The sequence below is a fragment of the Pseudomonas sp. TZ252 genome (genome assembly GCF_056110345.1).
Map to the genome: position 1 here is coordinate 2,713,976 of NZ_CM148566.1, position 24,866 is coordinate 2,738,841.

Annotated in this window: 24 protein-coding genes; 15 read left to right on the forward strand and 9 right to left on the reverse strand. The window is 68.5% G+C overall.

The annotated features are described in order from the left end of the window. Positions 1–2: 2 nt before the first annotated feature. From ACYAF3_RS12475 to ACYAF3_RS12495, 5 genes are all read right to left on the reverse strand, one after another. Positions 3–1,457 (reverse strand): amidase, encoded by a 1,455-nt coding sequence (locus tag ACYAF3_RS12475; protein ID WP_128669668.1) that lies wholly within the window; start codon positions 1,455–1,457, stop codon positions 3–5. Positions 1,458–1,522: 65 nt separating this feature from the next. Beyond that, positions 1,523–2,557: an ABC transporter substrate-binding protein gene (locus ACYAF3_RS12480; protein ID WP_003106178.1), complete on the reverse strand. Its 1,035-nt coding sequence runs from the start codon at positions 2,555–2,557 to the stop codon at positions 1,523–1,525. Between the two features lie 22 nt (positions 2,558–2,579). After that, positions 2,580–3,389: an ABC transporter permease gene (locus ACYAF3_RS12485; protein ID WP_003106179.1), complete on the reverse strand. Its 810-nt coding sequence runs from the start codon at positions 3,387–3,389 to the stop codon at positions 2,580–2,582. Next, positions 3,386–4,306, reverse strand: a complete 921-nt coding sequence (locus ACYAF3_RS12490) for an ABC transporter permease (protein WP_003106180.1) — start codon at positions 4,304–4,306, stop codon at positions 3,386–3,388. The genes ACYAF3_RS12485 and ACYAF3_RS12490 overlap by 4 nt, the downstream gene beginning before the upstream one ends. 25 nt (positions 4,307–4,331) lie before the next feature. Continuing rightward, positions 4,332–5,444, reverse strand: a complete 1,113-nt coding sequence (locus tag ACYAF3_RS12495) for an ABC transporter ATP-binding protein (protein WP_003106181.1) — start codon at positions 5,442–5,444, stop codon at positions 4,332–4,334. Positions 5,445–5,674: 230 nt separating this feature from the next. Here ACYAF3_RS12495 and ACYAF3_RS12500 point away from each other — a divergent pair, with 230 nt between their 5' ends. From ACYAF3_RS12500 to madM, 10 genes are all read left to right on the forward strand, one after another. Continuing rightward, a complete protein-coding gene (locus tag ACYAF3_RS12500) occupies positions 5,675–6,568 on the forward strand; it encodes a LysR substrate-binding domain-containing protein (RefSeq protein ID WP_128669666.1) in 894 nt (297 codons plus the stop codon). Positions 6,569–6,688: 120 nt separating this feature from the next. After that, on the forward strand, positions 6,689–8,353 hold the full coding sequence (mdcA, locus tag ACYAF3_RS12505; RefSeq protein WP_128669664.1) for a malonate decarboxylase subunit alpha: 1,665 nt from the start codon (positions 6,689–6,691) through the stop codon (positions 8,351–8,353). Continuing rightward, positions 8,353–9,234: a triphosphoribosyl-dephospho-CoA synthase gene (locus ACYAF3_RS12510; RefSeq protein WP_003145068.1), complete on the forward strand. Its 882-nt coding sequence runs from the start codon at positions 8,353–8,355 to the stop codon at positions 9,232–9,234. Before mdcA ends, ACYAF3_RS12510 begins: the two co-directional genes overlap by 1 nt. 1 nt (position 9,235) lies before the next feature. Continuing rightward, positions 9,236–9,535 (forward strand): malonate decarboxylase subunit delta, encoded by a 300-nt coding sequence (locus tag ACYAF3_RS12515; RefSeq protein WP_003084001.1) that lies wholly within the window; start codon positions 9,236–9,238, stop codon positions 9,533–9,535. Continuing rightward, positions 9,528–10,391 (forward strand): biotin-independent malonate decarboxylase subunit beta, encoded by an 864-nt coding sequence (locus ACYAF3_RS12520; protein ID WP_057387336.1) that lies wholly within the window; start codon positions 9,528–9,530, stop codon positions 10,389–10,391. Before ACYAF3_RS12515 ends, ACYAF3_RS12520 begins: the two co-directional genes overlap by 8 nt. Beyond that, positions 10,388–11,194 (forward strand): biotin-independent malonate decarboxylase subunit gamma, encoded by an 807-nt coding sequence (gene mdcE / locus ACYAF3_RS12525; protein WP_003112668.1) that lies wholly within the window; start codon positions 10,388–10,390, stop codon positions 11,192–11,194. Before ACYAF3_RS12520 ends, mdcE begins: the two co-directional genes overlap by 4 nt. Before the next feature lie 15 nt (positions 11,195–11,209). Further along, the gene (locus ACYAF3_RS12530; protein ID WP_003118606.1) at positions 11,210–11,902 is read left to right on the forward strand and encodes a malonate decarboxylase holo-ACP synthase; all 693 of its coding nucleotides are present in this window, start codon (positions 11,210–11,212) and stop codon (positions 11,900–11,902) included. Next, entirely contained in the window at positions 11,899–12,831 is a 933-nt protein-coding gene (gene mdcH / locus ACYAF3_RS12535; RefSeq protein WP_003161013.1) for a malonate decarboxylase subunit epsilon, read from the forward strand. Before ACYAF3_RS12530 ends, mdcH begins: the two co-directional genes overlap by 4 nt. Positions 12,832–12,887: 56 nt before the next feature. Next, positions 12,888–13,292 carry a malonate transporter subunit MadL gene (gene madL / locus ACYAF3_RS12540; RefSeq protein WP_003161012.1) on the forward strand — a complete coding sequence of 135 codons (405 nt, stop codon included), beginning with the start codon at positions 12,888–12,890 and terminating at the stop codon, positions 13,290–13,292. Positions 13,293–13,297: 5 nt separating this feature from the next. After that, on the forward strand, positions 13,298–14,062 hold the full coding sequence (madM, locus tag ACYAF3_RS12545) for a malonate transporter subunit MadM (RefSeq protein ID WP_009314997.1): 765 nt from the start codon (positions 13,298–13,300) through the stop codon (positions 14,060–14,062). Positions 14,063–14,146: 84 nt separating this feature from the next. Here the strand turns inward: madM and ACYAF3_RS12550 are convergent, their stop codons facing one another. Both ACYAF3_RS12550 and ACYAF3_RS12555 read right to left on the reverse strand, forming a co-directional pair. Next, a complete protein-coding gene (locus tag ACYAF3_RS12550) occupies positions 14,147–15,076 on the reverse strand; it encodes a LysR family transcriptional regulator (RefSeq protein WP_003084019.1) in 930 nt (309 codons plus the stop codon). A 346-nt stretch (positions 15,077–15,422) separates the two neighbouring features. Beyond that, positions 15,423–16,343, reverse strand: coding sequence for a LysR substrate-binding domain-containing protein (locus ACYAF3_RS12555; RefSeq protein ID WP_003084035.1), 921 nt, complete (start codon positions 16,341–16,343; stop codon positions 15,423–15,425). A gap of 350 nt (positions 16,344–16,693) precedes the next feature. On the opposite strand from ACYAF3_RS12555, the gene ACYAF3_RS12560 reads away from it, so the two are divergent. From ACYAF3_RS12560 to ACYAF3_RS12575, 4 genes are all read left to right on the forward strand, one after another. Continuing rightward, a complete protein-coding gene (locus ACYAF3_RS12560) occupies positions 16,694–18,184 on the forward strand; it encodes an aldehyde dehydrogenase (protein WP_034012181.1) in 1,491 nt (496 codons plus the stop codon). A gap of 57 nt (positions 18,185–18,241) precedes the next feature. Further along, complete coding sequence (locus ACYAF3_RS12565) at positions 18,242–19,675, forward strand: APC family permease (protein WP_003084045.1); 1,434 nt, start codon at positions 18,242–18,244, stop codon at positions 19,673–19,675. A gap of 30 nt (positions 19,676–19,705) precedes the next feature. Next, a complete protein-coding gene (locus ACYAF3_RS12570; RefSeq protein ID WP_003101901.1) occupies positions 19,706–21,088 on the forward strand; it encodes an aspartate aminotransferase family protein in 1,383 nt (460 codons plus the stop codon). A 163-nt stretch (positions 21,089–21,251) separates the two neighbouring features. Continuing rightward, the gene (locus tag ACYAF3_RS12575; protein ID WP_003101898.1) at positions 21,252–22,310 is read left to right on the forward strand and encodes an ABC transporter substrate-binding protein; all 1,059 of its coding nucleotides are present in this window, start codon (positions 21,252–21,254) and stop codon (positions 22,308–22,310) included. A gap of 76 nt (positions 22,311–22,386) precedes the next feature. Here the strand turns inward: ACYAF3_RS12575 and ACYAF3_RS12580 are convergent, their stop codons facing one another. Continuing rightward, positions 22,387–23,268, reverse strand: coding sequence for a dihydrodipicolinate synthase family protein (locus tag ACYAF3_RS12580; RefSeq protein ID WP_003101895.1), 882 nt, complete (start codon positions 23,266–23,268; stop codon positions 22,387–22,389). Positions 23,269–23,327: 59 nt separating this feature from the next. Further along, positions 23,328–24,110 carry an aldolase gene (locus ACYAF3_RS12585; protein WP_003084054.1) on the reverse strand — a complete coding sequence of 261 codons (783 nt, stop codon included), beginning with the start codon at positions 24,108–24,110 and terminating at the stop codon, positions 23,328–23,330. Positions 24,111–24,264: 154 nt separating this feature from the next. Between ACYAF3_RS12585 and ACYAF3_RS12590 the strand changes: the two genes are divergently transcribed. Continuing rightward, positions 24,265–24,804, forward strand: coding sequence for a helix-turn-helix domain-containing protein (locus ACYAF3_RS12590; protein ID WP_003112674.1), 540 nt, complete (start codon positions 24,265–24,267; stop codon positions 24,802–24,804). Positions 24,805–24,866 lie beyond the last annotated feature (62 nt).

A 24,866-nucleotide genomic window follows, 5' to 3' on the forward strand; every position in this document is an offset into this window, starting at 1 on the left:
CTTCAGTTCGCCAGCAGCGGCGACGGCTGGCGCTCGAACCAGCGGCTGGCCCGCTCGTAGGCGTGGGCCAGTTGCAGTACCGCGAAGTCGGCCTGGTGCGGACCGATGATTTGCAGGCCCATCGGCAGTCCCTCGGCATTGAAGCCCGCCTGCACATTGGCCACCGGGCAGCCGGACAGGCTGCCGGGAACCACCACTTCCATCCAGCGGTAGGTGTCCATTGCCACGCCTTCGATGCTGCGCGGCCAGGGGGTTTCCTTGGCGAAGGGAAATACCTGCGCGCTGGGCAGCAACAGGTAGTCGTAGCGCTCGAACAGCCGGCCGATGGCGCGATACCAGTCGCTGCGGATGACCGACGCGCGAAAGACCGCGTCGGCGCCCAGGCGCAGCCCGTTCTCCACCTCCCAGAGCGCTTCCGGCTTCAGCAGGGCACGCTTCGCCGGATCGGCATGCACGCCGCCGAGCGAGCCGGCCACCAGCCAGTGGCGCAAGGTGCGCCAGCATTCCCAGAGGCGCTCCGGGGCGAAGCCGAGGTTCGCTTCTTCGATCTCGCAGCCGAGGCTGCGGAAATCGCCTAGCGCGCGCTGGCACAGTTGGAGGATGCCGTCCTGCATAGGCAGGTAGCCATCGAGGTCGCCCAGCCAGCCCAGCCGGATGCCTTCGAAATCGCGCTCCAGCGGAGCGGCGAACCGCGCGCCGGGTTCGGCGATGGATAGCGGCGCGCGGCGATCGGCGCCAGCCTGCACCGAGAGCAGCAGGGCGGTGTCGCGCACGCTGCGGCCCATCGGGCCTTCGTAGCCGAGCTGGTCGAAGAACAGGTCGGCGCTGTCGTCGAACGGTACGCGGCCTTGGGAAGGGCGGAAGCCGATGACGTTGTTGAAGGCCGCCGGGTTGCGCAGCGAGCCCATCATGTCGCTGCCGTCGGCCACCGGTACCAGGTGCAGCGCGAGGGCAGCGGCGGCTCCGCCGCTGCTGCCGCCGGCGCTGAGGCGTTCGTCGTAGGCGCAGGCGGTGGCGCCGAACAGCGGGTTGTAGGTCTGCGAGCCGAGGCCGAACTCGGGGGTATTGGTCTTGCCGATGAGAATCGCGCCGGCGGCCCTGATCCGCTCCACCATGATCCCGTCGCGCTCGGGAATGTAGTCGCGGTACAGCGGCGAGCCGAGGGTGGTGCGGATGCCACGGGTCAGCGACAGGTCCTTGATGGCATGTGGCAGACCGTGCATCCAGCCACGCCATTCGCCACGGGCGAGTTCGCCGTCGCGCGCGTCCGCCTCTTCCAGCAGGCGTTCCGCCGGCAGCAGGCTGACCAGGGCGTTGACCCGTGGGTTGAAGCGCTCGATATGCGCCAGGTAGGCCTGCATCACCTCGCGGCAGGACACCTGGCGCAGGCGGATGCGTTCGGCAAGCTGGTGGGCCTGGAGCAGGACCAGCTCGTTGATCGGAGGGTTGGGCTTCATCGGGGTCGGGCCTTGGCAGTCGAGAAGGGGCGCCCCTGTGCCAGGGGCGCGAAACGGCGCTGCGCTCAGCGCATCAGGTTGGTCCACAGGCGGTCGGCGAGGCGGATCGCGTCTTCGCCGCAGGTCTGGCTGAACACCACGCGGGTACCGGCGGGGACGTGCAGCTCCGGGGCGTCCTTGAGACTGGCGTCGAGGTAGGGCTCGACGCCCTTCACCGGGCTCTGGTGCTTGAGGAAGTTCTGGGTCAGCGCGGCGTTCTCCGGCTGGGCGAGGAAGGCGATGAAGCGCCGCGCGTTGTCCGGGTTGCGGCTGCCGCGCGGGATCACCAGGTTGTCCACCCAGGCCAGCACGCCTTCCTTCGGATACAGGTACTTCAGGCTCGGCTTGAGTTCGCGCGCACGCATCGACGAGCCGCCCCAGAACATCGACATGTCCACCTCGCCCGCGGCGAGGTTCTCGCGGATCGAGCCGGCCTTGGAGCTGTAGGTCTTGACGAAGGGTTTCTGCGCCTTGAGCAGTTCGAGGACGCGCTGCATCTGCTTCGGGTCCGCGCTACAGAGCGGGATGCCCAGGTACAGGCTGGCCATGTCGACCACCTCGCTCACCGAGTCGAACATGTTGATCCGCCCGCGCAGCTCTTCCGGCGGCTGGTAGAGCACCGCGTAGCTGTCGGCCGGGCCGGCGTAGCGCGCGCCATCCAGCACCACGCTGGTGGTGCCCCAGATGAAGGGCACGCTGTAGGCGCCCTCCGGGTCCCAGGCGGGCTTCTTCAGGTTGTCGAGCAGGTTGGCGTAGTACGGCTCGGCGGCCGGGTCGAAGCGCTCGAGCAATGCTTCCTTGACCAGGATCGGAACGAACTGCTGCGAAGGAATCGCCACGTCGTAGCCGGCGCCGCCCTGCTTGAGCTTGGCCAGCAGGGTTTCGTTGGAGTCATAGGAGTCCACCGTGACGCGGATGCCGCTTTCCTTCTCGAATTTCTCCAGCAACTGCGGCGAGAAGTAGCCGCTCCAGCTGACTACGTTGAGTTGCCCGGCGGCCTGGGCGCTGCCGCCCAGGGCCAGGGTGAGGCCGAGGCCGATGCTTGCGATCCGTTGATGCATGGGGATTTCTCCGACGTAGGGCTCAGGCGCGTGGCTTGCCGAGCAGGTAGGAAAGGCTGACGAAGATCACGGAGACGCCGAGGATCAACGTCGACACGGCGTTGACGTCGGGCGTGACGCCCATCCGCAGCAGTCCGAAGATGAAGATCGGCAGGGTGGTGGTGCCGGCCTGCGAGACCATCATCGAGATCACGAAGTTGTCCAGCGAGACGATGAAGGCGAGCATCAGGCCGGAGAAGATGCCCGGCGCCAGCAGCGGCAGCGTCACCTTGCGCAGGGTCCGCCACGGACCGGCGTAGAGGTCGGCGGCGGCCTGCTCCAGGGAAAGGTCCATGTCATCCAGGCGGGCACGGATCGGCAGGTAGGCGAACGGGATGCAGAACACCGTGTGGGCGATGATCAGGTTGCCGTAGCCGAGAGACAGCCCGACGGTGGAAAACAGCGCCAGGGTGGCGACCCCGACCACGATTTCCGGCAGCACCAGGGGCAGCATGATCGCTCCCATCGACAGGCGCAGGCCCCTGAACTTCGCCCCACGCGAGGTGCCGAGGGCGGCCAGGGTGGCGATCGCGGTGGCCGCGGCGCTGGCGCACACGGCGATCAGCAGGCTGTTGCCGGCGGCCTGGCGCAGCGCCTGGTTGGCGAAGGCGGCGCGGTACCAGTCGAGGCTGAAGCCGGTCCAGACGGTGGCCGACTGGTTGGCGTTGAAGGAGTACACCACCAGCACCAGGATCGGCGCGTACAGGTACAGGTAGAACAACAAGCTGAAGGCACCGAAGCCGGGGAAGTCCTGGACGTTATGGCGGCTGCCTTTCCACAGGCGCGCGATCATCGGCCCATCCCCCGTGCGAGACGTTCGGCGCGCCAGGCGTAGACGGTCAGGATCAGCATCACCGCGGCCATCAGCACCAGCGACAGGGCGGCGCCGAACGGCCAGTTCCGGGCGTCGGCGAACTGCCGGAAAATCAGGTTGCCAAGCATCATGCGGGTGCCGCCGCCAAGCAGTTCTGGGGCGATCATCGCGCCCAGGCAGGGCACGAAGGTCAGGATGGCGCCGGCCAGGATGCCCGGCCGGGCGGTCGGCAGGACCACCTTGCGTAGCGTGCGCAGGCGGCCGGCGTAGAGGTCCTGGGCGGCTTCCAGCAGGCGCATGTCCATTTTCTCCAGGGTCGCGTAGATCGGCAGTACCACGAAGGGCGCGTAGGTGTAGACCAGGCCGAGCAGCACCGCGCCGTCGCTGTAGAGCAGCGGCAACGGGTGGTCGACCAGGCCGAGGCCGAGCAGGCCGTTGTTGATCACTCCGCTGCCGCGCAGCAGGAGAATCCAGGCGTAGGTGCGGATCAGCAGGTTGGCCCAGAACGGCACGGTGATCAGGAAGATCAGCAGGCCGCGCCGACGCGGCGGCTGCATGGCCAGCCAGACCGCCACCGGGAAGCCGAGCGACAGGGTGATGAGGGTGGTCAGCGCGGCGATGCCGAGCGAGCGCAGGGCGATTGTCAGGTAGGAGTCGGCGAAGGCCAGGCTGTCGTCCATCTGCCGTTCGAAGAGCAGGGATACGTACGCCTCGCCGCTGAAGGCCCGGTCGACCCCGCCATAGGGGTTGGCCTCCATCAGCGAATAGGCGGCGACGATGAGGATGGGCAACACCAGGAACAGGCCGATGGCGACCAGCGCCGGCGTGACGCCGAGGAAGCTGCGCAGGGCCTGGCGACGCTGCAAGGCTGCGCCGGGGGAAGGGATCGGATGCATGGCTGGGGTCCGTTGCCGAAGGGGATCAATCCAGCAGGACGCTGGCGCTGTCTTTGGCCACGGCCAGGCAGGCAGCTTCGCCGGTGGCGAAGCGCCGTGCCGTGCCGTTCGGTGTGCGCACCGTCAGCAGGCTGCCGTCGGCCAGGCGCACCCGGTATTGCAGGTCGGTGCCGAGGTAGACCTGGCTTTCCACCGTGCAGGGCAGGCCGCCGCCGGTGTTGGCCGCCAGCAGGTCCAGGCGTTCCGGGCGGATCGACAGGCAGACCCGGGCTCCGGCTGCCAGGCCGTCGCGCGCGGCGGCCTCGAACGCTTCACCGCCGGGACCGCGGTACAGCGCCAGCGGGCCGTCGCGCTGGAGCAGCTCGGCTTCGATGAAATTGGTCTCGCCAATGAAGTCGGCGACAAAGCGGTTGCCGGGGCGCTCGTAGATCTCTTCCGGCGGTCCGACCTGTTGCACCTGGCCCTCGGAGAGCACGGCGATGCGATCGGACATGGTCAGCGCCTCCTCCTGGTCGTGGGTGACGAAAATGAAGGTGATTCCGGTCTTCGCTTGGATCGCCTTGAGTTCCTCGCGCATCGCCTGGCGCAGCTTCAGGTCGAGGGCCGAGAGCGGTTCGTCGAGCAGCAGCACCCGCGGTTGCGGCGCCAGCGCACGGGCCAGTGCCACGCGTTGCTGCTGGCCTCCTGAAAGCTGCCCGGGACGGCGATCGGCGAAACGTTCCATCTGCACCAGGGCGAGCATCTCGCGGACCCGCTCGGCGATCTCCGCCTTGCCCAGGCTGCGTCCCAGTGGGCGCGATTCGAGGCCGAAGGCGAGGTTCTCGGCGATGCTCATGTGCGGGAACAGCGCATAGTGCTGGAACACGGTGTTCACCGGGCGCTCGAAGGGCGGTCGCGCGGCGATGTTCTCGCCGTAGAGGAGGATCTCGCCCTCCGTGGGAAACTCGAAGCCGGCGATCATCCGCAGCAGGGTGGTCTTGCCGCAGCCAGACGGGCCGAGGAGGGTGAAGAACTCATTGTCGCGGATATCCAGGTCGACGCGCTTCAGTGCCACCGGGCCGCTCTCGGGATCGCCGTACACCTTGCGTACCGCGCGGATGGACACTGCATGGGTACGCAGCGAATGCAGGGCACTCATGGACTTACCTCCGATTCCCCTTCGTGCGTGCCGCAATGCGGCGCGACGATGGTTGTTGTTCTTATGGCAGGGCTGGAAAGTAGGCTTCCGCGAGGTGGCGGAAGGGTAGCGCCGGCTTGTGGTCGCCGATGGCTGGAGCGGATGATGCGGAAAAGGGGCGGCTGTCGAAAGCTCAATTTTTTTATATAAGGTGTTAAAAAAATTAACATCTAGCGAGGTTCGCAAGGCCCATGTCGATCCCCCGTTTGCCCCCGTTGAACGCTGTGCGCGCCTTCGAGGCCGCCGCCCGCCTGGGTAGCTACGTGGCGGCGGCGAAAGCCCTGCACGTAACCCAGCCGGCGGTCGGCCGGCATGTCCGGCTGCTGGAAGACTGGCTCGGCGCGCGTCTGTTCGAACGTACTTCGCGTGGCGTGCTGTTGACCCCGGCCGGGCGGCAGTACTACGCCGCGGTGTCCACCGCGTTGCAGCAGATCGCCGAGGCCGGCGGCCAGCTCAGTGGCGCGCGCTGGCTGCGGATCATGGCGGTGCCGGCGTTCTCCCGGCGCTCGCTGACGTCGCGCCTGGAAACCCTCTGCGCACAGCGGCCGGGGCTGAAGATCGCCCTCGAACCCAATCCCACCTTCGACCACGTGGAGGAGCGCAGCGCCGACCTCGGTATCGTCTATGGCCTGCCGGGCCAGTACGCCAACCCGCGCGCGCTGCTGATCCGGCCCAAGGTGTTCCCGGTGTGTTCGCCGGCCTACCTGGCCGCCGCCGGGCCGCTGGAGTCGGCGGAGCAACTGGTCGCGCACAAGCTCATCCATGTCGACGACGGCGAGTGGTGGAACCTCTGGTTCTCCGCCATCGGGGTCGACGTCGAGGTCCGTCCGGCGGTGCTCTACCTGAGCAACGACCATGCCCTGGCGCGGGCCGAGGAGGGTCTCGGCATCGCCCTGGCCAACGAGGTGCTGGTCCGCCAGGAACTGCGCAGCGGCGCTCTGGTGCGGCCCCTGGCCGCCGAGGCGGCACTGGAGTGCTACCAGGTGCTGACCCCGCCCGGCACGCCCTCGGCGGACGTCGAGTGGTTCATCGGCTGGCTGGGCGAGGCCCTGCGCGAAGAGTTTCCGGACGCCGTGACGTCCTGAACGCAGCGCCAGCGCTGCATCGTTAACCCAAGCGTAACGATCATGGCGGCTGCTTGATTGAACAGGCCTGGCGGCCTGCCTAACGTGGCTCCTCACGACAGCGTGAAACCTGGAGCCGACATGACGACACCGATCTCTCCCCCGCCGCAGTGGTCGCGGCGCCGCCAGGAAAAGCAGCGGCGCCTCGAGCGCGTGCGCGGCCTGGCTGACGGCGCGGTGCTGCCGCGCAAACGCCTGGTCGCCGCGCTGGAGGCGCTGATCGCGCCGGGCGATCGGGTGGTGCTGGAAGGCAACAACCAGAAGCAGGCGGATTTCCTCTCCCGTTCGCTGGCGCGGGTCGATCCCGGCAAGCTGCACGACCTGCACATGATCATGCCCAGCGTCGGCCGCCCGGAGCATCTCGACCTGTTCGAACTGGGCATCGCGCGCAAGCTCGACTTCTCCTTCTCCGGCCCGCAGAGCTTGCGCATCGGCCAGTTGCTCGAAGACGGCCTGCTGGAGATCGGCGCGATCCACACCTACATCGAGCTGTACGCGCGGCTGGTGGTCGACCTGATCCCCAACGTGGCGCTGGTCGCCGGTTTCGTCGCCGACCGCGAAGGCAACGTGTACACCGGGCCGAGCACGGAAGACACCCCGGCGCTGGTGGAGCCCACCGCGTTCAGCGACGGCATCGTCATCGTCCAGGTCAACCGTATCGTCGACGACCCGCGCGACCTGCCGCGAGTGGATATCCCGGCGTCCTGGGTGGACTTCGTGGTCGAGGCCGACCAGCCGTTCTACATCGAGCCGCTGTTCACCCGCGACCCGCGCCACATCAAGCCGGTCCACGTGCTGATGGCGATGATGGCGATCCGCGGCATCTACCAGCGGCACAACGTGCAGTCGCTGAACCACGGCATCGGCTTCAACACCGCGGCCATCGAGCTGATCCTGCCGACCTACGGCGAGTCCCTCGGCCTGAAGGGCAAGATCTGCCGACACTGGACCCTCAACCCGCACCCGACCCTTATCCCCGCCATCGAGAGCGGCTGGGTCGAGAGCGTGCACTGCTTCGGCACCGAGCTGGGCATGGAGGGCTACATCGCCCAGCGTCCCGACGTGTTCTTCACCGGTCGCGACGGCTCGCTGCGTTCCAATCGGATGTTCTGCCAACTGGCAGGACAATACGCCGTCGACCTGTTCATCGGCGCTACCCTCCAGGTCGACGGCGACGGCCATTCCTCCACCGTCACCCGCGGACGCCTGGCCGGTTTCGGCGGCGCCCCGAACATGGGCCACGACCCGCGCGGCCGGCGCCACTCGACGCCGGCCTGGCTGGACATGCGGGGCGAACCCGAGGCCTTGCTGGAGCGCGGCAGGAAGCTGGTGGTGCAGATGGTCGAGACCTTCCAGGACGGCGGCAAGCCGACCTTCGTCGAGCGTCTCGACGCGCTGGAGGTGGCGCGCCAGACCGGCATGCCGCTGGCGCCGGTGATGATCTATGGCGACGACGTCACCCATGTGCTCACCGAGGAAGGCATCGCCTACCTGTACAAGGCGCGCTCCCTGGAGGAACGCCAGGCGATGATCGCGGCGGTGGCGGGGATCAGTCCGATCGGCCTGCGCCACGATCCGCGCGAGACCCAGCGGATGCGCCGCGAAGGGCTGATCGCGCTGCCCGAGGACCTCGGCATCCGCCGCACCGACGCCTCGCGCGAGCTGCTGGCGGCGAAGAGCATCGCCGAGCTGGTCGAGTGGTCCGGCGGGCTGTACCAGCCGCCGGCGCGTTTCAGGAGCTGGTGATGAACGCCATCGCGAACCTCGCGGCGACGCCGTGTGCCGACCTCGGCGAATGCCTGGCTGACCTGGCGGTGGACGCCCTCATCGACGAAGCCGAACTGTCGCCCAAGCCGGCCCTGGTGGACCGCCGCGGCAATGGCGCGCATGCCGACCTGCACCTGGGCCTGATGCAGGCCTCGGCGCTGAGCCTGTGGCCGTGTTTCAAGGAAATGGCCGACGCCGCCCAGCGGCATGGGCGCATCGATGCGCGCCTGCGCGGCGTCCTTGGCCAACTGGGGCGCGACGGCGAGGCGGCGATGCTGCGTACCACCGAAGGCGTGAACACCCATCGCGGAGCGATCTGGGCGCTCGGCCTGCTGGTCGCGGCCGCCGCTCTCGAACCGCGCCGCACGCAGGCCGGCGAAGTGGCCGCGCGCGCAGGACGCATCGCCCTGCTCGACGATCCGGCGGCCGCCATCGGCGACAGCCACGGCGAGCGCGTCCGTCGGCGCTACGGCGTCGGCGGCGCCCGCGAGGAGGCGCGTCTCGGCTTCCCCCGCGCAGTGCGCCACGGCCTGCCGCAGCTATGGCGCAGCCGCGAAGGCGGCGCTGGCGAGCAGAACGCCAGGCTCGATGCGCTGCTGGCGATCATGAGCATCCTCGACGATACCTGCGTGCTGCACCGCGCCGGCCGCGTCGGCCTCGCCGCGATGCAGGATGGCGCCCGCGCGGTGCTCGCCGCCGGCGGCAGCGCCAGTCTCGCCGGTCGTCGCCGCCTGTGCGAGCTGGACCGCCGCCTGCTGGCGCTGAACGCTTCGCCCGGCGGCGCCGCCGACCTGCTGGCCGCCTGTCTTTTCCTCGATCGCCTGCCCGCCGTGTCCGGTGGGTGGGCTGGGAGTCTCTGAGATGGAAACCCTGACCTTCGAATTTCCCGCCGGCGCTCCGGCGCGCGGTCGCGCCCTGGCCGGCTGTGTCGGCTCCGGCGACCTGGAGGTGCTGCTCGAGCCGGCCGCCGGAGGCGCGCTGAGCATCCAGGTGGTGACCTCGGTAAACGGCAGCGGCCCGCGCTGGCAACAACTCTTCGCGCGGGTCTTCGCGGCGTCCACGGCGCCGGCCGCGTCGATCCGCATCCACGATTTCGGCGCCACTCCCGGGGTGGTCCGCCTGCGCCTGGAGCAGGCACTGGAGGAGGCTGGCCATGACTGACGTCGCCCGCCTGCTGGCGCTGCGCAGCTTCACCGAACTGGGAGCGCGCCAACGCGCCCGGGCCCTGCTTGACGCGGGCAGCTTCCGCGAGTTGCTCGATCCCTTCGCCGGCGTGCAGTCGCCCTGGCTGGAACGACAGGGCATCGTGCCCCAGGCCGACGATGGGGTAGTGGTCGCCCGTGGCCTCCTCGACGGCCAGCCGGCGGTGCTCGCCGCCATCGAAGGTGCTTTCCAGGGCGGCAGCCTTGGCGAAGTCAGCGGAGCGAAGATCGCCGGCGCGCTGGAGCTGGCCGCCGAGGACAATCGCAACGGCGTTCCGACCCGGGCCCTGCTGTTGCTGGAAACCGGTGGCGTGCGCCTGCAGGAAGCCAACCTCGGACTGGCGGCGATCGCCGAGATCCAGGCGGCCATCGTCGATCTGCAGCGCTACCAGGCGGTGGTGGCGGTGATTGCCGGGCCGGTCGGCTGCTTCGGCGGCATGTCCATCGCCGCCGGGCTGTGCAGCTACGTGCTGGTGACCCGCGAGGCGCGCCTCGGCTTGAACGGTCCGCAGGTGATCGAACAGGAGGCCGGCATCGCTGAATACGACTCGCGCGACCGGCCGTTCATCTGGAGCCTCACCGGCGGCGAGCAGCGCTTCGCCAGCGGTCTCGCCGACGCCTACCTGGCCGACGACCTCGATGAGGTACGCACCTCGGTACTCGCGTATTTCGCCAAGGGCCTGCCGGCACGGCCGCGCTGCCGCCGCGCCGAGGATTACCTGCGGCGGCTGGGCGACCTCGATACCGCCGAGCAACCGGATGCCGCCGGCGTGCGCCGGCTGTACCAGGGGCTGGGCCAAGGAGATGCAACATGAGCCAACCGTTCGCTTCCCGTGGCCTGGCCTGGTTCCAGGCGCTGGCCGGTAGCCTCGCGCCGCGTCCCGGCGATCCTGCTTCGTTGCGCGTCGCCGATGCCGAGCTGGACGGCTACCCGGTGCGTTTCCTGGCCGTCGTGCCCGATCCCGACAATCCGTTCCCGCGCGCTCGCCAGGGCGAGGTCGGGCTGCTCGAGGGCTGGGGCCTGGCCGCCGCCGTCGACGAGGCGCTGGAGGCCGACCGCGAGGCGCCACGCAAGCGCGCGCTGCTGGCCATCGTCGACGTGCCGAGCCAGGCCTACGGCCGCCGCGAGGAGGCCCTGGGTATCCACCAGGCGCTGGCCGGGGCGGTGGATGCCTACGCCCGCGCCCGACTCGCCGGGCATCCGCTGATCGGCCTGCTGGTGGGCAAGGCGATGTCCGGCGCGTTCCTCGCCCACGGCTACCAGGCCAACCGCCTGATCGCCTTGCACGATCCGGGGGTGATGGTCCACGCCATGGGCAAGGCCGCCGCCGCGCGGATCACCCTGCGCAGCGTCGAGGAACTGGAGGCGTTGGCGGCGAAGGTGCCGCCGATGGCCTACGACATCGACAGCTACGCGTCGCTCGGCCTGCTCTGGAGGACCCTTCCGGTGGAGACCGTCGAGGTGCCGTCGACGGCGGACCTGGTGCGGGTCCGCACCTGCCTGGGCGAGGCCCTGGCCGATATCCTCGGCGGCCCGCGCGACCTCGGCGGCCGCCTCGGCGCGGCCAACCGCGAGGCGTCGGCGCGGGTGCGCCGGCTGCTGCGCGAGCAGTGGTGAATTCAGGAGCGAGCCGTGGTCATCGCGAACAGCTCACAGCGGGGCTCCAGCCGGCGACGGCTCGCTCCTGATCCGATGCGTCGCAGGGCAGGGCCGGAACCCCATGACTTGCTCCTGGGCATGGCGCCGGCGCATTTGCCGGAGAATGCTCCGGCCTGGGTCTGCGCGGCACTGAAGGCCGGCTGGCCGGTGGTGGTGCGCCGTGCGCCGGCAGATCCTGCGCGGGTGGCCATCGGCGTGCGCGGCCTGGCGCGGGAGCAGCGCTGGGCCGGCTGGATGCCGTTGGCGGCAATCACCCGGCGCTTGCGCCCGGAAGCGCTGGGCCAGCGCGAGCCGGCGATGCTGCGCGATCTGCCGGCCTGGCGTGCCTTGCGCGACCTGCGTGCGCCGCTGAACGCGCTGGGACTGGCCTGGGGCGTGACCGGCGGCGCCGGTTTCGAGCTGGCCAGCGGGGTCGCCGTGCTGCATCCGGACAGCGACCTCGACCTGCTGCTGCGCACCCCGCGCCCGTTCCCGCGCGATGACGCGCTGCGCCTGCTGCAGTGCTTCGAGCAGTGTCCCTGCCGGATCGACCTGCAACTGCAGACCCCGGCGGGCGGCGTGGCCCTGCGCGAATGGGCCGAGGGTCGGCCCCGGGTGCTGGCGAAAGGCAGCGAGGCGCCGCTGTTGCTGGAAGACCCCTGGCGGATCGCGGAGGTCGAGGCATGAGCGTGCTGTTCGCCTATCCCGGCCAGGGCGCCCAACGTCCCGGCATGCTCGCGGCCTTGCCCGACGAACCGCCGGTGCGCGCCTGCCTGGAGCAGGCGGCGGACTGTCTCGGCCAGGCGCCGGCCGAACTGGAGAGCGCCGAGGCCTTGCACGGCACCCGCGCGGTGCAGTTGTGCCTGCTGATCGCCGGGGTCGCCGCCAGCCGCCTGCTGGAGACGCGCGGGCATCGGCCGGGGCTGGTCGCCGGGCTGTCCATCGGCGCCTATCCGGCGGCGGTGGTAGCCGGCGCGCTGGACTTCGACGACGCGCTGCGTCTGGTGGCGCTGCGTGGCGAACTGATGCAGGCCGCCTGGCCCGAGGGCTACGGGATGAGCGCCATCCTCGGTCTCGAACAGGCGCAACTGGAAGCGCTGATCCTGGCGGTGCGGCGCGAGCACCCGCCGCTCTACCTGGCCAACGTCAACGCCGAGCGGCAACTGGTGGTGGCCGGCAGCGAAGCGGCTCTGGCCGCCCTCGCCGAACGCGCCCGTGCCGCCGGCGCCAGCGCGGCGAAGCGCCTGGCGGTGAGCGTACCGTCGCACTGTGCGCTGCTCGACGAACCGGCCGCGCGCCTGGCCGAAGCCTTCGCCGGCATCCGCCTGCATCGGCCGCGCGTGCCCTACCTGAGCAGCAGCCGGGCGCGCCTGGTCGCCGAACCGGCCGCGCTGGCCGACGATCTCGCCGGCAACATGGCGCGCCGCGTCGAGTGGCTGGCGACATTGCGCAGCGCCTACGAGCGCGGTGCCCGCCTGCATCTCGAGCTGCCGCCGGGACGGGTCCTCAGCGGTCTGGCGCGGCCTCTGTTCGGCTGCGCCACGCCGGCCTTCGAAGGCTCCCGGGCGGATACCCTGGACGCGCTGTTGCGCGAGGAGGAAAAGAGAACCCGATAAGCGTTCGTTCGAGGCATAAAAACAACAACATCGATCCGCAACCGAGGACAACAATAATGATTATCTACGGTGTCGCACTGCTGTCTCTGTGTACCCTCGCCGGGCTGTTCATCGGCGAGATCCTTGGCGTGATGCTCGGCGTGCCGGCCAACGTCGGTGGCGTCGGCATCGCCATGCTGCTGCTGATCTTCGTCGGCAGCTACCTGGGCAAGCGTGGCCTGCTCTCGGCGAAGACCGAGCAGGGCGTGGAGTTCTGGAGCGCGGTCTACATTCCCATCGTGGTCGCCATGGCCGCCCAGCAGAATGTCCTCGGCGCGCTGAGCGGCGGGCCGGCCGCTATCCTCGCCGGCATCGCCGCGGTCGCCGTGGCCTTCGCCCTGGTCCCGCTGCTCGACCGCTTCGGCCGGAAGAAAGCCGAAGGCGCCCCGCCATTGAAACCGCGCACCAGCGTGCAGGGGTGAGCGCCATGTTCGAGTCCCTGAACAAAGTCATCAATGGCTACGGCCTGATCAGCGGCTTCGCCATCATCGGCGTGACCATGGCGGTGTCCTACTGGTTGTCGGCGCGCCTCACCCGCGGGCGCCTGCACGGCTCGGCGATCGCGATCTTCCTCGGCCTGGTGCTGTCCTACGTCGGCGGCGTCGCCACCGGCGGGCAGAAAGGATTGGTGGACGTGCCCCTGATGTCCGGTATCGGCCTGCTGGGCGGCGCCATGCTGCGCGACTTCGCCATCGTCGCCACGGCCTTCGGGGTGAATGTCGAGGAACTGCGTCGGGCAGGGGTTTCCGGGGTGGTGGCGCTGTTCCTCGGGGTCGGTTCGTCGTTCGTCGCCGGGGTCGCGGTGGCCATGGCGTTCGGCTACACCGATGCGGTCAGCCTGACCACCATCGGCGCCGGCGCGGTCACCTACATCGTCGGACCGGTGACCGGCGCCGCCCTGGGGGCCAGTTCCGAGGTGATGGCGCTGAGCATCGCCGCCGGGTTGGTGAAGGCGATCCTGGTGATGGTCCTGACGCCTTTCGTCGCGCCCTACATCGGCCTGAACAATCCACGTACGGCGGTGATCTTCGGTGGTCTCATGGGCACCTCCAGCGGTGTCGCCGGCGGCCTTGCCGCCACCGACCCGAAGCTGGTGCCCTACGGTTGCCTGACCGCGGCGTTCTACACCGCCATCGGTTGCCTGCTGGGTCCGTCGCTGCTGTATTTCAGCGTGCGCGGCCTGGTTGGGTGAGCGGGCTGGTCCGGGCCCCCTCTCCCTGAAGGGCGAGGGTTGGGGAGAGGTCAGCGGGCCAGCGGCAATGTGGACTTCCGTCCGCTATCCCGCCGCCTCCTGCTCCAGGCGCAGGCTGTACATCCGGCACTCCGCGAGCAACGCCAGCAGGTTCGGGTCGCGCTCCTTGGCCTTGAGGAACACCACGCCGATGTGCTGCTGCAGGCGATAGCGCGGTTGCAGCGGGATCAGCCGCACGCGGTTCTCGTAGACCGCCTCGATGCGTTTGGGCAGCAGCGCATGGCCGACCCCCGAGCTGACCATGCTGAGGAGGGTGAAGATGTCGTTCACCTGCATCGCGATCTGCGGTTCGAAGCCGGCCTGCTGGAACACCCGGGTGCCGTCCTGATGGGTGGCGAAGCCCTGGGTGAGCGTGACGAAGGGCGTGTCGCGCAGGGTGCTGAGATCGATCTCGGCGAGCCTGGCGTAGGGCGAGTCCACCGGCACGGCGAGGAAAATGTCATCGGAGAACAGCGGCAGGTGCTCGCAGTCGGGATCGCTGACGCTGTCGTTGAGCGACACCAGGATGGCGTCCAGCTCCATGTTCTTCAGCTGGTAGAACAGGTCGACGTTGGAGCCGAGGATCAGGTCGATATTCAGCGCGCTGCGTCGCAGCTTGAGGCCCATGATCAGTTGCGGCACGGTCTTCACCGTCAGCGAATAGAGCGCGCCGAGCTTGAAGCGCTCGGCGGAGAAGCCGGCCGCCTCGCGGGTCAGGCGCACCGTGTCGAGTACCTCCTGGACCAGCTTCTGCGCGCGCTCCTCGAGCACGTAGGCGCTTTCCAGCGGGGTCAGGTTGCGTCCCTCGTGCTTGAACAGCGGGCAGCGCAGGGCGCTTTCCAGCGAGTGGATGGCGCGGTGCACGCTGACGTTGCTGGTGCCCAGTTCCGCCGCCGCGCGCGCCAGGTTGCCGGTGCGCATGAAGGCGAGGAAGGTTTCCAGCTTCTTGAGGGTGATTTCTTCGTCGATCAGCATCCGCGTTCCCCTGGCCGGTGGCGTCGGGGGATTGTGCCTGAGGCGGCGCGGGAGGGGTAAAAAGGGCCGTCATGTCCTAGCGCGTGGCGGAGCATGACGGCCTGGAAACGCCTTGGGGAAGGCGGAGTTGCACTGACCGGATGGAATCCCGCTTCGGCAGCCTGAGCCGCCGATAGGCTAACGGAACTCAGCGGATGGAGCGGATGGTGCCCTTGCTGCCGGTGACCTGCCGGACCGGGGTGGTCCGGAGCGCCGGCCACCCTAGCAACGGAGGCTTTTTGCCACAGTCATCGGATTCGTCTTTGTCAGAAAGAAAGTTCCTCTTGGAATGTCGGAAAGCTGAGGGTCAGTGCCGGCGCTCGGCAAGCTTGCCCAGTTGCTCCCGGCAGTAGTCGACGAACAATCGTGCCGGCTTGGTCAGTTGCGCGCGTTTCAGCCAGGCGGCGGCGAGCCCGGAGGTGGACACCGGCTCGGCGAGGTCGACCATGACCACCTTCTTGCCGTCGTAGGTGCATTCCGAATGCGGGCGGGTGACCAGCAGGGAGAAGCCGAAGCCCTGGCCGACCATGCCGCGCACCATCTCGATGGACGGCGAGCTGAAGGCGATGTTCGGCGTCAGGCCGAGTTCCTCGAACAGGCTGACGAAATAGGTGCGGCTGGGCTGCACGTCGAGCAGGATCATCGGTTCCAGGCACAGGTCGCGCAGCGACACTTGCGCCTGCCCGGCGAAGCGGTGCCCTTCGGGGAGCAGCGCGTGGGGTCGTTGCGGCGGCATCAGCGGCTCGGTCTCGATGGTCGAGTCGAGGTCGTGCTCGTAGAGGAAGGCCAGGTCGAAGCGCCCGGAGGTGAGGCCTTGCACCAGTTCCTGCTGCTCGCCGTCGCGTATGCGGATCTCCACCCCCGGATAGGCCTGGCGAAAGCCGGCGATCAGGCCCGGCAGGTAGAGCGGGGCGACCGTCTCGAAGCAGCCGATGTCGATCTGCCCGGCGATCACGTCGTTATCGGCCAGGGCGTTCTGCTCGAACTCGTGGGCCATCCGCAGCAGTTCCTGGGCCTTGCGGTAGAAGCGCGCGCCGGCGGGGGTCAGCGACACGCCCTGGGCGTGGTGGCGGATGAACAGCTGCACGCCGAAGCTTTCCTCCAGACCCTTCACCGCCGTGGAGATCGACGGCTGGGCGATGTACAGCTTGCGCGAGGCCTCGGCCACGCTGCCGCATTCCACGGTGGTCACGAAATACTTGAGTTGCCGCAAGGTATAGGACGCCACTGCAAGACCTCATCGGCGCATCATCCTCCCCGGGCCGGGCGTGCGCGCCTCGATTGTTGTGTCCGCCGCGCTGCAAGCAAGTTGCAGGCCGCTGCCGAGCGTCGCGGCGCTGGCCGCGACGACGATTGCCCGCCTGCACGATAACCCAGCACGACGCACTTTGCCGGGGCACGCCTGGCCAGCTTTTTCTTATGTCCCGAGGACATTTTTAATAATTTTCCTTCGCCGCGGCTTGCGCGACCATCCTTCCCCATCGACCCCATGGACAGCGGTCCGCCTCCCGGCGGTCCGGGCCATGCGTGCAGAACCACGACCGGCGCAGACCGGCGAGATAACAAGGAGAAGGTGGGGTGTTCGAACTCAGCGATTGGCAACGGCGCGCCGCGACACAGCGCTTCATCGACCAGGCCCTGATCGGCGGCCGCCAGCGTCCAGCCGCCAGCGGCGCTACCTTCGACGCCATCGATCCGGCGAGCAATCGCCTGCTGGCGCGGGTCGCGGCCTGCGATGCGGCCGACGTCGACGCGGCAGTGGCCGCCGCCCGCCGCGCCTTCGACGAAGGCCCCTGGGCGCGTCTCGCCCCGGTCGAGCGCAAGCGCGTGCTGCTGCGCCTGGCCGAGCTGATGCTGGCCCATCGCGAAGAGCTGGCGCTGCTCGACTCGCTGAACATGGGCAAGCCGGTGATGGACGCCTGGAACATCGATGTACCCGGCGCCGCCCACGTCTTCGCCTGGTATGCGGAAAGCCTCGACAAGCTCTACGACCAGGTCGCGCCGACCGCCCAGCAGACCCTGGCCACCATTACCCGCGTGCCGCTGGGGGTGATCGGCGCGGTGGTGCCGTGGAACTTCCCGCTCGACATGGCCGCCTGGAAGCTCGCCCCGGCCCTGGCCGCCGGCAACTCGGTGGTGCTCAAGCCGGCCGAGCAGTCGCCGTTCTCCGCCCTGCGCCTGGCCGAGCTGGCCCTGGAGGCGGGGATGCCGGAAGGCGTGCTGAACGTGGTGCCGGGCCTCGGCGAGCAGGCCGGCAAGGCCCTCGGCTTGCACCCGGAGGTGGACGCACTGGTGTTCACCGGCTCCACCGAGGTCGGCAAGTACTTCATGCAGTATTCCGCGCAATCCAACCTCAAGCAGGTCTGGCTGGAGTGCGGCGGCAAGAGTCCGAACCTGGTGTTCGCCGATTGCCGCGATCTTGACCTGGCGGCGGAAAAGGCCGCCTTCGGCATTTTCTTCAACCAGGGCGAGGTCTGTTCGGCGAACTCGCGCTTGCTGGTGGAGCGTTCGATCCACGACGAGTTCGTCGAGCGCCTGCTGGCCAAGGCCCGCGACTGGCAGCCGGGCGATCCGCTGGACCCGGCCAGCCGCGCCGGCGCCATCGTCGACCGCCGGCAGACCGCCGGGATTCTCGCCGCCATCGAGCGGGCGCAAGGCGAGGGCGCGACCCTGCTCGGCGGTGGCCGCCAGTTGACGATCAACGGTTCGGACAACTTCATCGAACCGACCCTGTTCGGCGGAGTACGCCCGGACATGCAGCTGGCCCGCGAGGAAATCTTCGGTCCGGTGCTGGCGATCAGCGCCTTCGACTCCGAGGACGAGGCCATACGCCTGGCCAACGACAGCCGCTACGGCCTCGCCGCCTCGCTGTGGAGCGACGACCTGCACCGTGCGCACCGGGTGGCGCGGCGCTTGAATGCCGGAACGGTGTCGGTGAATACCGTGGACGCGCTGGACGTCGCGGTGCCTTTCGGCGGCGGCAAGCAGTCCGGCTTCGGTCGCGACCTGTCGCTGCATTCCTTCGACAAGTACACCCAGTTGAAGACGACCTGGTTCCAGTTGCGCTGAAGACGCGACGGACGCGACACGACTCGATGCCGATAACGACAACAAGAGGACGATCGAATGAACGACACGCCGAACGTGCGTGAGCCGGCCCTGCGCCGCGTGCTCGGGCTGGGACCGCTGCTGGCGGTGGCCATCGGCCTGGTGGTTTCCCAGGGCGTGATGGTACTGATGCTGCAAGGCGCCGGGACGGCCGGCCTGGGCTTCATCGTGCCGCTGGGAGTGGCCTACCTGCTGGCGCTGAGCTACGCCTTTTCCTTTTCCGAGCTGGCCCTGATGATTCCCCGCGCCGGTAGCCTGAGCAGCTACACCGAGGTGGCCATCGGGCATTTCCCGGCGATCCTGGCGACCTTTTCCGGCTACGTGGTGGTGGCGATGTTCGCCCTCTCGGCGGAACTGCTGCTGCTCGACCTGATCATCGGCAAGGTCTACCCCGGCGCGCTGCCGCCGATGCTGGTGGCCTACGGCGTGCTCGGTCTGTTCACCCTGCTCAACCTGCTCGGCATCGACATCTTCGCGCGCCTGCAGAGCGCGCTGGCGCTGCTGATGATGATCGTCCTGCTGGTGCTCGGCCTGGGTGCGGTGAGCAGCGACCACGCTTCCGCGCAGACCGCCCTGGCGAGCGGCTGGAACCCGCTCGGGGTAAGCGCCCTGGCGCTCACCGCGATGGCCGTGTGGGGCTTCGTCGGCGCCGAGTTCGTCTGCCCGCTGGTGGAGGAGACGCGGCGTCCGGAGCGCAACATCCCGCGTTCGATGATCCTCGGCCTGAGCATCATCTTCCTGACCATCGCCCTCTACTGCTTCGGTGCGCTGCTGTGCATCCCGCAGGCGGAACTGGCCGGCGACCCGCTGCCACACTTCCTCTTCGCCAACCGTGTGTTCGGCGAGTACGGCCAGCTGTTCCTGGTGATCGCCGCGATCACCGCCACCTGCAGCACCCTCAACTCGTCGCTGGCGGCGATCCCGCGGATGCTCTACGGGATGGCGCAGAACGGCCAGGCCTTCCCGCAATTCAAGCAGCTCAGCCGGCGGGCGCGCACGCCCTGGGTGGCGGTGCTGTTCGTCGCCGCGATCACCGGCCTGCCGATCCTGATCCTCGGCCAGGACCCGGACTCGATCAACCTGCTGCTGCTCGCCGCCGCGCTGGCCTGGCTGCTGGCCTACATCATCGCCCACGTCGACGTGCTGGCCCTGCGCCGTCGCTATCCGCACATCGCCCGTCCGTTCCGCACGCCGTTCTACCCGCTGCCGCAACTGTTCGGCATCGCCGGGATGATCTACGCGGTGGTCCACGTCTCGCCGACCCCGGAAATGACCGGACGGATCTTCGCCAGCGCCGGCGTGGTGCTCGGCGTGGTCTCGCTGGTGGCGGTGGTGTGGATCAAGGGCGTGATGCGCAAGCCCCTCTTCGTACCCGAACCGCTCGAGACGGCCGGTGAGACTGCCCAGGGCAAGTCCGTCGCCCTCGATCCCCTGCAATCCCCTTCGGCCTGACGCGCCAAGGGAACAAGGAGAACACAGACGATGACCGCTCAGCTCAACCCGCAGCGCGACACCCGCGACTACCAGCAACTGGACGCCGCGCACCACATCCACGCCTTCCTCGACCAGAAGGCGCTGAACCGCGAAGGCCCGCGGGTGATGGTCCGCGGCGATGGCCTGCAGCTCTGGGACAACGACGGCAAGCGCTACCTGGACGGCATGTCCGGCCTCTGGTGCACCAACCTCGGCTACGGCCGCCAGGACCTCGCCGCCGCCGCCAGCCGCCAGCTGGAACAACTGCCGTACTACAACATGTTCTTCCACACCACCCACCCGGCGGTGGTGGAGCTTTCCGAGATGCTCTTCAGCCTGCTGCCGGACCACTACAGCCACGCGATCTACACCAACTCCGGCTCCGAGGCCAACGAGGTGCTGATCCGTACCGTGCGGCGCTACTGGCAGATCCTCGGCAAGCCGCAGAAGAAGATCATGATCGGCCGCTGGAACGGCTACCACGGCTCGACCCTGGGCAGCACCGCGCTCGGCGGGATGAAGTTCATGCACGAGATGGGCGGCATGCTGCCGGACTTCGCCCACATCGACGAACCCTACTGGTACGCCAACGGCGGCGAGCTGAGCCCGGCCGAGTTCGGTCGCCGCGCGGCGCTGCAACTGGAGGAGAAGATCCTCGAACTGGGCGCGGAGAACGTCGCCGCCTTCGTCGCCGAGCCCTTCCAGGGCGCCGGCGGCATGATCTTCCCGCCGCAAAGCTATTGGCCGGAGATCCAGCGCATCTGCCGGCAGTACGACGTGCTGCTGTGCGCCGACGAAGTGATCGGCGGCTTCGGCCGCACCGGCGAATGGTTCGCCCACGAACACTTCGGCTTCCAGCCGGACACCCTGTCCATCGCCAAGGGCCTGACGTCCGGCTACATCCCCATGGGCGGCCTGGTACTCGGCAAGCGCATCGCCGAGGTGCTGGTGGAGCAGGGCGGGGTGTTCGCCCACGGCCTGACCTATTCCGGCCACCCGGTGGCGGCGGCGGTGGCCATCGCCAACCTCAAGGCGCTGCGCGACGAGGGCGTGGTCACGCGGGTCAGGGAGGAGACCGGACCCTACCTGCAACGCTGCCTGCGCGAGGTCTTCGGCGACCATCCGCTGGTCGGCGAGGTCCAGGGCGCCGGCTTCGTCGCCGCGCTGCAGTTCGCCGAGGACAAGGCGACCCGCAAGCGCTTCGCCAACGAGAACGATCTGGCCTGGCGCTGCCGCACCATCGGCTTCGAGGAGGGCGTGATCATCCGCTCCACCCTCGGCCGCATGATCATGGCCCCGGCGCTGGTGGCCGGGCGTGCCGAGATCGACGAACTGATCGACAAGACCCGTATCGCGGTGGATCGCACCGCGCGCGAGATCGGCGTGCTCTGACGCGCCCCGGCGGCCCGGCCTCGGCCGGGTCGCCTGCGACACGGAGCGTCCCCCCATAACGACGATGCGGCGCCTGGCGACCGCGCGCGGAACCGTTTCGGCCTCTGGCCGGCAACTGCCTCAGCAACATCACAACAATGCCAATCGGCTGTGGGAGTGTTCCATGTTCAAGTCCTTGCACCAGTACGCACACGTGTTTTCCCGGTTGTCCCTGTTCGGCCTGGCGTTCGCCGCGGCGGCCCAGGCGCAGAGCCAGAGCCTGACGGTGATCTCCTTCGGCGGCGCGACCAAGGCCGCCCAGGAACAGGCCTATTTCAAGCCATTCGAGCGAAGCGGCGGCGGGCAGGTGGTCGCCGGCGAATACAACGGCGAAATGGCCAAGGTGAAGGCCATGGTCGACGTCGGCAAGGTCAGCTGGGACGTGGTCGAGGTGGAGAGCCCCGAACTGCTCCGCGGCTGCGACGAGGGGCTGTTCGAACGCCTCGACCCGGCGCGTTTCGGCGACCCTGCGCAGTTCGTCCCCGGCACTTTCAGCGAGTGCGGGGTGGCCACCTACGTCTGGTCGATGGTGATGGCCTACGACTCGACGAAGCTGGCCAGGGCGCCGCAGTCCTGGGCGGATTTCTGGAACGTCCGCGAGTTCCCCGGCAAGCGTGGCCTGCGCAAGGGCGCCAAGTACACCCTGGAAGTGGCGTTGCTGGCCGACGGGGTGAAGGCGGAGGACCTCTACAAGGTACTCGCCACCCCGGAGGGGGTCAGCCGCGCCTTCGCCAAGCTCGACCAGCTCAAGCCGAACATCCAGTGGTGGGAGGCCGGCGCCCAGCCGCCGCAATGGCTGGCGGCCGGCGACGTGGTGATGAGCGCGGCCTACAACGGGCGCATCGCCGCTGCGCAGAAGGAGGGGGTGAAACTGGCCATCGTCTGGCCCGGCAGTCTCTACGATCCGGAGTACTGGGCGGTGGTGAAGGGCACGCCGAACAAGGCGCTGGCGGAGAAATTCATCGCCTTCGCCAGCCAGCCGCAGACGCAGAAGGTGTTCTCCGAGCAGATCCCCTACGGGCCGGTACACAAGGGCACCCTGGCGTTGCTGCCGAAGACGGTGCAGGAGGCGCTGCCGACCGCGCCGGCCAACCTCGAAGGCGCGCGGGCGGTGGATGCCGAGTTCTGGGTGGACCACGGCGAGGAGCTGGAACAGCGTTTCAATGCCTGGGCGGCGCGCTGAGCGCGCTGCGCGTCGGCAAAAAAACGACGGGCCCCAAGTCGTCCGGGCCCGTCGGGTCAAAGCGCTGACGGGGTGATCAGCGCAGCTCTTCCAACAACCCCTGCAGATACCGACAGCCCTCGGTATCCAGCGCCTGCACCGGAAGGCGCGGCGCCCCCACCTCCAGGCCGGAGAGGCCCAGGCCGGCCTTGATGGTGGTCGGCAGGCCCCGGCGGAGGATGAAGTCGAGCAGCGGCAACTGCCGGTAGAACAGCGCGCGGGCCTTCTCCAGGTCGCCGTCGAGCACCGCCTGGTAGAGCTGGCCGTTGAGCGTCGGGATCAGGTTCGGCGCGGCGCTGCACCAGCCTTTCGCGCCGGCCACGAAGGCCTCCAGCGCCAGCGGGTTGCAGCCGTTGTAGAAGGGCACCCGGCCTTCGCCGAGCAGGCGCAGCTTGTGCATGCGCTGGATGTCGCCGGTGCTCTCCTTGACCATGGTCACGTTGTCCACTTCGCGGACGATGCGCAGGATCAGTTCCACCGACATGTCGATGCCGCTGGTGCCCGGGTTGTTGTAGAGCATCACCGGCACGCCGATGGCTTCGCCCACCGCGCGGTAGTGCTGGAACACTTCCGCCTCGTTGAGCTTCCAGTAGGAGATCGGCAGGACCATCACCGCCTCGGCGCCGAGGGATTCGGCGAACTGCGCGCGGCGCACGGTCTTGGCGGTGGTCAGGTCGGAGACGCTGACGATGGTCGGCACGCGATGGGCGACGGTCTTCAGGGTGAAGTCGACCACCTCGTCCCATTCCGGGTCGCTCAGGTAGGCGCCTTCGCCGGTGCTGCCGAGCGGGGCGATGGCGTGCACGCCGCCGTCGATCAGGCGCTCGATGGAGCGGCCGAGGGCCGGCAGGTCGAGACCGCCGTCGGCGGCGAAGGGGGTGATGGTGTAGCCGATGATGCCGTGGATGGATGCGGACATTGGATGTACCTGTGACATTGAGTGGGAAATGCCAGGACGGACCTGGTGGGAAAGGTCGTTCAGCTCAGGCAGTCGCTGTTGCGCGGCAGGCAGCGCCGGGCGTAGTAGTTGAATGCGGCGCCGTGGCGCTTCGGGGTGGAGATCCAGTCGTGGGCCTCGCGCGCCAGGGCCGGCGGGATCGGCTTGATCTCCCCGGCGGCCATCGCCAGCAACTGCATCTTCGCCGCGCGCTCGAGCAGCACCGCGATCACGCAGGCCTCCTCGATGCTTGCACCGGTGGCCAGCAGGCCGTGATGGGAGAGCAGGATGGCGCGCTTGTCGCCGAGGGCGGCGGAGATGATCTCGCCTTCCTCGTTGCCTACCGGCACGCCCGGCCAGTCCTTGAGGAAGGCGCAGTCGTCGTATAGCGGGCAAAGGTCCATGTGCGAGACCTGCAGCGGTACTTCCAGGGTCGACAGCGCGGCGATGTGCAGCGGGTGGGTGTGGATGATGCAGTTGACGTCCGGGCGGGCGCGATAGACCCAGCTGTGGAAGCGATTGGCCGGATTCGCCATGCCGTGCCCGTGGAGGACGTTGAGGTCTTCGTCGACCAGCAGCAGGTTGCCGGCGCTGATCTCGTCGAAGCCCAGGCCCAGTTGCTGGGTGTAGTAGGTCCCCGCCTCCGGGCCGCGCGAGGTGATCTGCCCGGCGAGCCCGGAGTCGTGGCCGGCCTCGAAGAGAATCCGGCAGGTCAGGGCCAGCTTTTGCCGGTCAGTCCACGTATTATCGCCGAGGCTGCTTTTCATCTGCTTCAGCGCGTGCTGGATCAGTTGATCCTTGGGTAATTCCAGTGTCGTAGCCATGCGAGGTTCCTTTGACGGAGCGAGTCGGGGGAAACGCCAGGCAGTTGCGCGCCACGCAACGACCCGGCTGTAAATGACACGGATCAAGTTATATGACACAAAGTGTCATTAGCAAGAGAAAAGTTTCATCGCCATCGGGAGAAGGCTGTCCTCAATGTCCATGCGCTTGAAATTGCTGAGAAAAAAACTCGGGGTCACGCTGGAGACCCTGGCCGAGAAGACCGGCCTGACCAAGAGCTACCTGTCCAAGGTCGAGCGCGGGCTGAACACGCCGTCCATTGCCGCCGCGCTGAAGCTGGCGAAGGCGTTGAACGTGCAGGTGGAGGAGCTGTTCTCCGAGGAAAGCGACGGTGTCGACGGCTACAGCATCGTTCGTCGCGACCAGCGCAAGTCGCTGTCCAGCGGCGACGACGGCCCGGCCTACGCCTCCCTCGCGCAGCAGATCGGCGCCCGCGCGCTGTTGCCGTTCATCGTCCACCCCCCGCGCGATTTCAGTCACTCGACGTTCAAGGAGCACCTCGGCGAAGAGTTCATCTTCGTCCATGAGGGCCAGGTCGAGGTCGACTTCATGAACCAGCGGATCATCCTCGAGCGCGGCGACGCCCTGCATTTCAACGCACAGAAGCCGCACCGCATCCGCTCCCTGGGGGAGACCCAGGCGGAATTGCTGGTGGTGATCCACAGCGACGAATGAGGCGGCGGCTTCGGTCGATCGGATGCTTGCTAACGTTCTGTTCGATTATCGAACTGTTAATC